Genomic DNA, 8073 nt, shown 5'->3' on the forward strand with positions numbered 1-8073 from the left:
GATCAGCAATATCAGTCGATGCGCCCCGTCAATTCAATTATATGACCGCAGCAAACGGCCCAACAGTAAAGTCGGCAACCTGACGGTCGGCCTTGAGATGACGGCGAGACAAATTATTCATGCTTGGAGACACGTTAGTATAACTAAAAAATTGTTTGAAACTGCAAACGTTTTACTCGTGCGTACGACTGCGCTCGTTTCGTTATTGCCCACGCCCGCCATATTCAATCGAAACTGAAATTGACAGCTGTCAACGCGTCAGCGCAAACAACTCTTTGCCACCCATAACAGCACTTTCACCGCATTCCATCCATATGTGAGAGCCCTATCACGACATGAATAACGCACCGGAATCGTCCGGCATGGGCATTCGACCCTGATCGTAGGTCCAAGTCTTCATGCTGTGGGCTAAGTAAGAATCGGTTATCATCGCCTTCAACAACTGGCAGGAGTTTTTCTATGAGTGTCGCCTTCGCCAAAGAAGAGAGCGCAGAAGCAGCTTCGGAAACGATATTGCCAGATCGTGAAATCTCGCCTCACCCCAATCTTGTGACAGAGAAGGGCTTGCTACTGCTGCAGGAGGAGCTTCAGAAGGCGCGAGATGCGTATGAAGTCGCAAATTCGATCGAAGACATCTCAGAACGCCGCCGGCAGACCGCACATCCAATGCGTGATCTCCGATACTATGCAGCCCACCTTCATTCAGCGCAGCTCGTACCAACACCACAATATCCATCGAATGTTGGTTTCGGCTGCGTTATATCTATCAGCAGGGATGGCGGGGCGCGCCAAACTTATCAGATAGTCGGCGAGGACGAAGCTAATCCGAAGTCTGGCACGATATCGTTCGTTTCGCCGCTGGCACGATCCGTCAGCGGTAAATCACTTGGCGATATCGTCATTTTGGGCAACAATGAAATTGAAATCCTGGCAATCTCGTGAGTTTTTCAGAAATGCCGGCTCGGCTCTAGACAGATTTATTCTTCACCAATCTGCGTCAGACCCAGTTGTCAGCGCATTTCCGGCAACATTGACAGCTGTCAACGTAAACAACACATGACGGAAGATTAAATTACCACCAGATTGCTCGTCAGTAAAATCGTTTAGTCCCGATAATTGCTTTGCTTGATGTTAACTATTCATTAACTAAAAACAAATTGCGGTGAAGACAGAATCGGGGCATCTTTGTCAGCGCATATTTGTTACGTTTTACTGAATATGCGCTGATAAGGACGAGCCATGCACCAAAACCCGACAGCATCTCCGCAACCTCATAGCAGCCTTCAGTCTTTGATTGAAGCCGACGCTGAAGAGCTGTCGAAGCGACTTCAGGCGCATCAAATGCGCATTTTTCCGCCAACAGCGCAGAAATCGATTCGCTCATTCACGCCCGCGGAAGCTGCATCTTTTATAGGCGTGGCGGAAGGCTACCTCCGGCAGATCGTATCGGAAGGCCACGGACCAGCGCCCCAGAGCAATGGTCGGCGGATGTATTCCATTCAGGACATCCACGCCATTCGGCAATTGCTGGATGACAACTCTCCCAAGACGCACGGCAAATATATCCGTCATCGTCGCAACGGCGAGAAGTTGCAGATCATTTCGGTCATGAACTTTAAGGGTGGCTCTGCAAAAACCACTACGTCGGCCCACCTCGCCCAGTATCTGGCTTTGCGCGGATATCGGGTTCTGGCCATTGATCTCGATCCGCAAGCCTCACTTTCGGCGATGTTCGGCCATCAGCCTGAGCTTGACGTGCGCGTCAATGATACGCTGTATGGCGCCATTCGCTATGATGCGGAACGACGTGAGATTACGGATATTGTCCGATCGACCTATACGCCGGGATTGCATGTCATTCCGGGCAATCTCGAGCTCATGGAATTTGAGCACGAAACGCCCAAGGTTCTGGCTGAGCAGAAGAATGAAGCCATGTTCTTCTCACGCATCGGCAGTTGCCTTGCGGTAGTCGAAGATCTTTACGATGTCGTTGTGATTGATTGCCCGCCGCAGATGGGCTTCCTGACCCTGTCCGCCTTGTGCGCGGCCACATCGGTTTTAATCACCGTCCACCCACAGATGCTTGATGTTATGTCGATGAACCAGTTTCTGCATATGACGTCCGACCTCCTCGCTGTTGTTGAGCGCGCTGGTGGGAATACGCAATATGACTGGATGCGTTATCTGATCACCCGCTATGAGCCTAACGACGCGCCACAAAATCAGATGGCAGGCTTCATGCGCTCGATATTTGGCAACCGTGTTCTTGAAACCCCGATGCTGAAATCGACCGCTATTTCCGACGCGGGCCTGACAAAACAGACCCTTTATGAAGTTGATCGTTCTGCATTCTCCCGCGGTACTTATGATCGCGCGCTGGAATCGTTGACATCTGTCAACGCTGAGATTGAAGACCTAATTCGCCAGACCTGGGGGCGTAACTAACCATGGCCCGCAAGAATATTTTCGACTTTTCTGAACAGACCGAGCCATCGCAGAAAACTGACGATCGCTCCACACATGCGTCCTTCGAGCAGGCGAGGCCGCTTGCAGGTTTGGATCGAGACCGTGCAAATCGTCCAGCGGCGCTTGGCGCAATTTCGCAGTCTCTTGAAAAGATCAACGAACGGTCCGCCCGCGCCGATGAAATCGAACGTCAGCTTTCAACTGGTCAAACCATCGTCGAACTTGATCCCGATCTGATTGACAGTTCGTTCGTCTCCGATCGTCTGGGATTTGACGATGAGGACCAAACAAAGCTCATTGAGCAGATCCGCGACAGCGGGCAGCTGGTGCCAATTCTGGTGCGCCCTCACCCACAGAATGCGGATCGGTTTCAGATCGCTTATGGCCATCGGCGCGTCGCAGCGATTAAAGCGCTCGGCATCAAGGTCAGAGCGGTTGTCAAACAACTCACCGATGAAGAACTGGTTATTCATCAGGGCCAGGAAAACAATACGCGTTCAAACCTCTCCTTCATCGAAAAGGCTTTCTTTGCCTATATTTTGGAGGGGCAGGGCTATTCGCGAGAAACGCTTTATCAGTCCACCGGCATTGATAAAGCCATCCTGTCCAAGATGATAACGATCATTAAGTCGATTCCCGAAGAGATCATCCGCAAGATTGGCCGTGCACCATCCATCGGGCGTACGCGCTGGGAGGAGTTCGTTGGCCTTTTGACAACTGTCGGCGAAGCTGTCGCAACGGACGCCATAGGTAGCGCTGGCTTTTCCACGTTGCCTTCAGACGATCGATTTCAATTCGTATTCGATGCGCTCAAATTGTCAGCGTCGAAGGATAAGCGTCAAAAGAATGCTGTTCTATCACCTGTTCTCGGTGACGGTATTCAGCCTGTCTCCATCAAACGAGCTGGCAAAAATGTACAGTTCACCTTCAATGACAAGGCGGCTCCGCAATTTGCCGACTTTATCCAGTCGCGACTTGAAGAGCTCTATGCTGAATATAAGGCCAGCGAAGCACCCAAATAGCCTGGGAAGCATAAGCCTTCAGCACTCGATCTAACCGATACATAACCCAGGAGACTAAAACGCAAAAGAAAAAGGCCCCCAAAACGTTGCCGCATGGAAGCCTTCCTCAGATTTAAGCACTCCGAGAATCGCATTTCCATGAATCAGTGTCAAGAGTCATAACGTCATTATGGCGGCTGAATTTCTTTTGCCTGAAAAAAGGTAAGAGGAAATGCAAATTCTGGAGTCAATAACGTCCACATTTCGTGGGCGAAGGATGGCGTTTGGCCAATTGAAGCCTTCGTCACCAACCAAATTAGATGGCAAGACGGTCAACCGTTGGGCGATCTATAAAGAGCTTTGCATTGCCAAGTCAGTGTTCGGGATCAACGATCGCTGTCTGGCGGTGATAAGCTCGTTGCTGTCGTTTCTTCCCGAGAATGAAATCACCGTCAAAAACGGACTTGTTGTTTTTCCTTCCAATCGTCAGCTCTCCTTGCGAGCGCATGGGATGCCGGAATCGACTGTTCGTCGCCATATTGCTACTCTCATCGAGAGCGGCCTGATTGCGCGACGCGATAGTCCCAATGGCAAGCGCTATGCGTATAAAAACGAGGCCGGACAGGTAGAAGAAGCTTTTGGCTTTTCACTAGCGCCGCTTCTCTATCGTGCAGAGGAAATCTCGCAAGCCGCCAAGCGAATACAGGCCGACGCAGCGCTCCTCAAACGTAAGCGTGAACAGATCACCTTGCAGCGACGAGACCTCACCCAAATGATCAACGCAGCACTGGCTGATTCTCCATCCACCTTCTGGCAGAATGTTCATTTGCGCTTTCGCGTGATCGTTGACGCCATCCCCCGCCGTGCTTCAACGACAGAACTTCAAGACATTCTAGACAAGCTGACCGCATTACGGGCAGAAATTGATAAAGCGTTGATTCAGATGAACAATATTGAGGAAATGAGCACCAATCACAACCAAAATGAGCGGCATCATATTGAATCCCTGCCTGAATCCCATTTTGAATCTCAAAATATAAAAATGAATGATTTGAAGGCGTCTTCTTCATCATTCACCGAGACCACGATTAAAACCAGCAAACCCGACCCCACGAAACAGATCTCCCTCGATACGGTGCTCAGAGCATGTCCTGACATCAAGGATTACAAACCAACCGGCATTACGTCTTGGCGTGATTTAATTGAAGCAACGAGAACTGTTTCAGCTTTCCTCGGCATCACGCGATCAGCCTATCATGAAGCCTGTCAGGTCATGGGCGTTGAAGGATTGTCAGCGACAATTGCCGGCATTCTACAGCGCATAAGAGAAATCGGATCAGCCGGCGGTTATTTGCGTTCTCTAACCCACAAAGCACGAGTAGGGGAGTTCTCCATCGCGCAAATGCTCTTGTCGTTGATGAAAGCAAACAGATCTCAACATGCTTTGAGTTGACGAATACGCTAACGAACTCCGTTCTGCACACCGCAACCGGGACATCATCGTAACCGACATGGCCATTCCCGCCTGGTGCCTGCGAATTATCCTCTGCAGGTGATGTGGAAAGGGGCGTCTCGGGTTGGCGGGAAAATCTAATCAGCTTGGAAGAGGGGGCATGTTTTGAAATCGAAACTGTGGGTACCGTGAAAGCGTTCGAACCTCAACGTTACGGTGTACTACTAAAACTAAAACCAATCCGCTCGTTTAATGTATCGAAGGTCTGTTGTAGTTTGTCGCTGTTCGATCGAGACAACAGCTCCGGAAATGCCTGACGCAAGAACAACCAGGACGTCCCAAGCGTTATGAACTGGTTGCGATAGCGTGGGCCAGAAGCAGGGCCCGTTCGCGCGCATCGCCGGTCAGTTCAACAATGGGGATCGCGCAACGAGCGCCAGCGCCTGATAACAAGCGGCAAAGGCGATCCATTCGGTCTCGGCGGGAGGCGCGCGCGCTGGCAAGATGCGATCATCGCCTGAAGTTGATAGGCGCCGGGGTGACGGCCATGGCGCGGTTCAGGCCGTCTGGGCCGCTCCGGATCTGCGACCAGTGCGGCGGCTGCGATCCTGACCAGCAGGAGGATCGGGTTTCCTGCCTTGTCGGAGCGCGCGGCAAAGCGCGATGCCTACCATTCCATAGGGACGGCAAGACCGTGGACATCGGGCTTGTTTGGCATCAATGCCGCAAGCGGGCGCCCGAGGCGCAGCGCTTCATGGCAAAGATCCGCACCAGCCAGTGTGCGCATTCGCTTGCCATATAACCCTCGTTGAAAATTAGACAAACCACTTCCAGCACGGTGGAATGCCGCTGCCGTCGTTCACGGCCCTGAGGGGTTTCGAAGACAGCTGTCGATGCGTTGAACGACGGTGGCTTCAGATACGAAAATGGCGTGCGCCACTTCCGGTATCGATAAACCGCCCAAGAGCCTGGCGCTGCTCGGCGGGCAACGGGGGATGGCAGGCCGTAAAGATCAGCCGCAACAGGTCATCATCAATGACTTCATCAAGCCTGGCTTCGATATCGGGATCGGCCTGTACCAGTTCCGTGAGGTCGATTGCCGGTTCGCGATGCTCGCCGTCGATCAGCGTGGTGCGACGCTGCCGGTCTAGCGCGCGGTACTTCGCCACATGCATCAGCCAGGCGGCAGGGTTGCGCGGTACTGTTTATGGTCGCGCCGTCAACCGCCGCGTGCAAGGTTCCGCCATTGAGAGTGATTGCGTCATTACCAAACGTGTCATGCTCTCGTCCGTGGCGCGGTTGGCCACGACTGTTCCTTGTGAGATAGTTGTGCCACCGGAACAGGAATTGGATCGATCAAGATAAAGCGTGCCCACGCCCCCATTTTATGAGGGCACCGGCCCCAGAAATAGTCGTTGCGGCGGTTGGAGCGCATCTTGAACCTTTGTGATCAGGCCGCTTCTTTCAAAATAGCACGGATCGGTATTGGTGGAGTGCCCAGATATCCCGCAATCATCCTGGTGATGTGCTCGACAATATCGGCCTCGTCCGAGAGGGAGTGGCCGCAGTCATTGAGAACGATGGCATGGGTCAACGTCTCCACTGTCGTTACGCATATAAACGCAGCCGTATCGAGGTCATTGAGCTGAACGTCTTCCTTACATTGCTCCAGATAATGCCGGACCAGATGGAGCGTGTCCTTTCGGATGGCTTCCACCTCGGCAAGTTTTCCAATACGGGGAACTTCTTCTTTCAAGATGCGGTGGAGCTCAGGATTAACCCGGTGCGCAGCAATCATCGCGCGAATGAGCTCCCGCATGGCGCTGTTCAGGTCGTCTGACGCGCATTCTTGCATGGCGTTTTCCAGCAGAGCCAGAATTTCACGATTGTGCCTTGCGACGAGCGCAGCCACAAGCGACTCCTTATTGGGAAAATACTGGTAGAGCGATCCAATGCTCACTCCCGCTACTGCAGCGACGCGATTTGTGCTGGCCCGCGCATATCCATCGCGCACCAAAACGCGAGCAGTGGCATCCAGTATCGCCTCGACGGTCATTTTCGACCTCTCTTGTGAGGCGGCTTTTCTGGGATTTGTAGCGTTGAGCTTGGCCATGTTCTCGATTTCCTAATGCGAGTAGACAATGTGAGTAAACGCTCACATATTTTGTATAAATCGTCAACAATAAAGAATGTGAGCTCATTCAAGGCGTTCAAACGCCGAGATGGCGCTTCATTGTTCGAATTCGGAAAAACAAAGTAAGAGTTATATAAATGGTAATGAAGTCTATCCAAATCGTGATACTTGTTTCGGTAATGATAGTTGGAGCTGGTTGCGCCAGCTCTGGACAAAGATCCCAAATTTCAGCGGCAGACTGTGTCGTTACAAAGCACACTCAGACATTTAATGAAAAATGCGGCACGCCTCGACTGGGTTGGAAGGGCGCGAACGGAAGCGATTTCATTATTAGATAATGATCGTACGCCACAAGTCGATTAGTCTCGTGGCATCTTTCGCTTGAAAAAATGGAGGAGGGCAGTGCGTAGCCTAACATCCGAGCGGCTTCGTGGCCTTAATGAGGCCCTTGGCACCGAAGGGCTGTTGATCCATCTGTTCGGGTATTTTTTGCCTGGATTGGCCATTCTTGATCACTGGATGATAGCCATAGGCGGACTCCAATTCAAAAGCTCACACTGAGTTTCGCATTGAATCCGTTCTGTTTGGCGCCGGAAGCAAACTGGCCGTTATAGGACAGGCCGAGGGTGGCATCGTCGGTCAGCTTGAAATCAAGTCCTGCTTCGATGAGAGCTGCATCTTCAGCGATCGGAAGACCGGAGACTGAGAATGCGTTCGAGCCGATGAAGCTCGCGGTGGAAACCGGCGTGATGTCGCCATAGGCATGGCGCCAGCCAAGATCGGTTCGCGCCGTTGCCGTGATGCTGCCCAGAAGAAACTCTGTTGATGCGCGGAGGCCAAGCGTTGAGAAGCTGGTTTCCGTCGTGTCAGACTGAACCGAAAGGGTGGCAGCAGTCTGGCCCTTCTCATCAAATCCGTCGGTCTTCAGGCGAACATAGGCAAGACCCGCATAAGGTTCGAACAGGGCTTTGCCATAGTGGATCTTATAGCCAAGTTCGCCGAAGACCTGGAAAGTCCCC

Annotated in this window: 8 protein-coding genes; 4 read left to right on the forward strand and 4 right to left on the reverse strand. The window is 52.1% G+C overall.

The window, feature by feature from the left end; translation table 11 throughout:
- Positions 1–459: 459 nt before the first annotated feature.
- The 4 genes from greA (at position 460) to repC (ending at position 4920) form a co-directional block, all read left to right on the forward strand.
- Positions 460–942 (forward strand): transcription elongation factor GreA, encoded by a 483-nt coding sequence (gene greA / locus D8666_RS23200; protein WP_121539598.1) that lies wholly within the window; start codon positions 460–462, stop codon positions 940–942.
- Positions 943–1239: 297 nt separating this feature from the next.
- Positions 1240–2445: a plasmid partitioning protein RepA gene (repA, locus tag D8666_RS23205; protein ID WP_109365580.1), complete on the forward strand. Its 1206-nt coding sequence runs from the start codon at positions 1240–1242 to the stop codon at positions 2443–2445.
- Positions 2446–2447: 2 nt separating this feature from the next.
- Positions 2448–3488 carry a plasmid partitioning protein RepB gene (gene repB, locus D8666_RS23210; protein ID WP_109365579.1) on the forward strand — a complete coding sequence of 347 codons (1041 nt, stop codon included), beginning with the start codon at positions 2448–2450 and terminating at the stop codon, positions 3486–3488.
- Between the two features lie 211 nt (positions 3489–3699).
- Positions 3700–4920, forward strand: coding sequence for a plasmid replication protein RepC (repC, locus tag D8666_RS23215; RefSeq protein ID WP_121539599.1), 1221 nt, complete (start codon positions 3700–3702; stop codon positions 4918–4920).
- 914 nt (positions 4921–5834) lie between these two features.
- Here the strand turns inward: repC and D8666_RS24060 are convergent.
- The 4 genes from D8666_RS24060 to D8666_RS23230 all read right to left on the reverse strand — a co-directional run.
- Positions 5835–6089 carry a hypothetical protein gene (locus D8666_RS24060; RefSeq protein ID WP_147438029.1) on the reverse strand — a complete coding sequence of 85 codons (255 nt, stop codon included), beginning with the start codon at positions 6087–6089 and terminating at the stop codon, positions 5835–5837.
- 36 nt (positions 6090–6125) lie between these two features.
- The gene (locus tag D8666_RS24670; RefSeq protein ID WP_109366383.1) at positions 6126–6296 is read right to left on the reverse strand and encodes a hypothetical protein; all 171 of its coding nucleotides are present in this window, start codon (positions 6294–6296) and stop codon (positions 6126–6128) included.
- A 74-nt stretch (positions 6297–6370) separates the two neighbouring features.
- On the reverse strand, positions 6371–7033 hold the full coding sequence (locus tag D8666_RS23225) for a TetR/AcrR family transcriptional regulator (RefSeq protein ID WP_167836177.1): 663 nt from the start codon (positions 7031–7033) through the stop codon (positions 6371–6373).
- A 565-nt stretch (positions 7034–7598) separates the two neighbouring features.
- On the reverse strand, positions 7599–8073 hold a 475-nt coding region (locus D8666_RS23230; RefSeq protein ID WP_121539600.1), incomplete at its 5' end, for an autotransporter outer membrane beta-barrel domain-containing protein.

The organism is Ochrobactrum soli, assembly GCF_003664555.1.
In the GTDB taxonomy this organism is placed as follows: domain Bacteria; phylum Pseudomonadota; class Alphaproteobacteria; order Rhizobiales; family Rhizobiaceae; genus Brucella; species Brucella teleogrylli.

Excerpts from the sequence above, each read along its gene's own strand:
- repC (WP_121539599.1), top strand. The coding sequence starts at position 3,700 with ATGCAAATTCTGGAGTCAATAACGTCCACATTTCGTGGGCGAAGGATG.
- repB (WP_109365579.1), top strand. The coding sequence starts at position 2,448 with ATGGCCCGCAAGAATATTTTCGACTTTTCTGAACAGACCGAGCCATCG.
- greA (WP_121539598.1), top strand. The coding sequence starts at position 460 with ATGAGTGTCGCCTTCGCCAAAGAAGAGAGCGCAGAAGCAGCTTCGGAA.
- repA (WP_109365580.1), top strand. The coding sequence starts at position 1,240 with ATGCACCAAAACCCGACAGCATCTCCGCAACCTCATAGCAGCCTTCAG.
- D8666_RS23225 (WP_167836177.1), bottom strand. The coding sequence starts at position 7,033 with ATGGCCAAGCTCAACGCTACAAATCCCAGAAAAGCCGCCTCACAAGAG.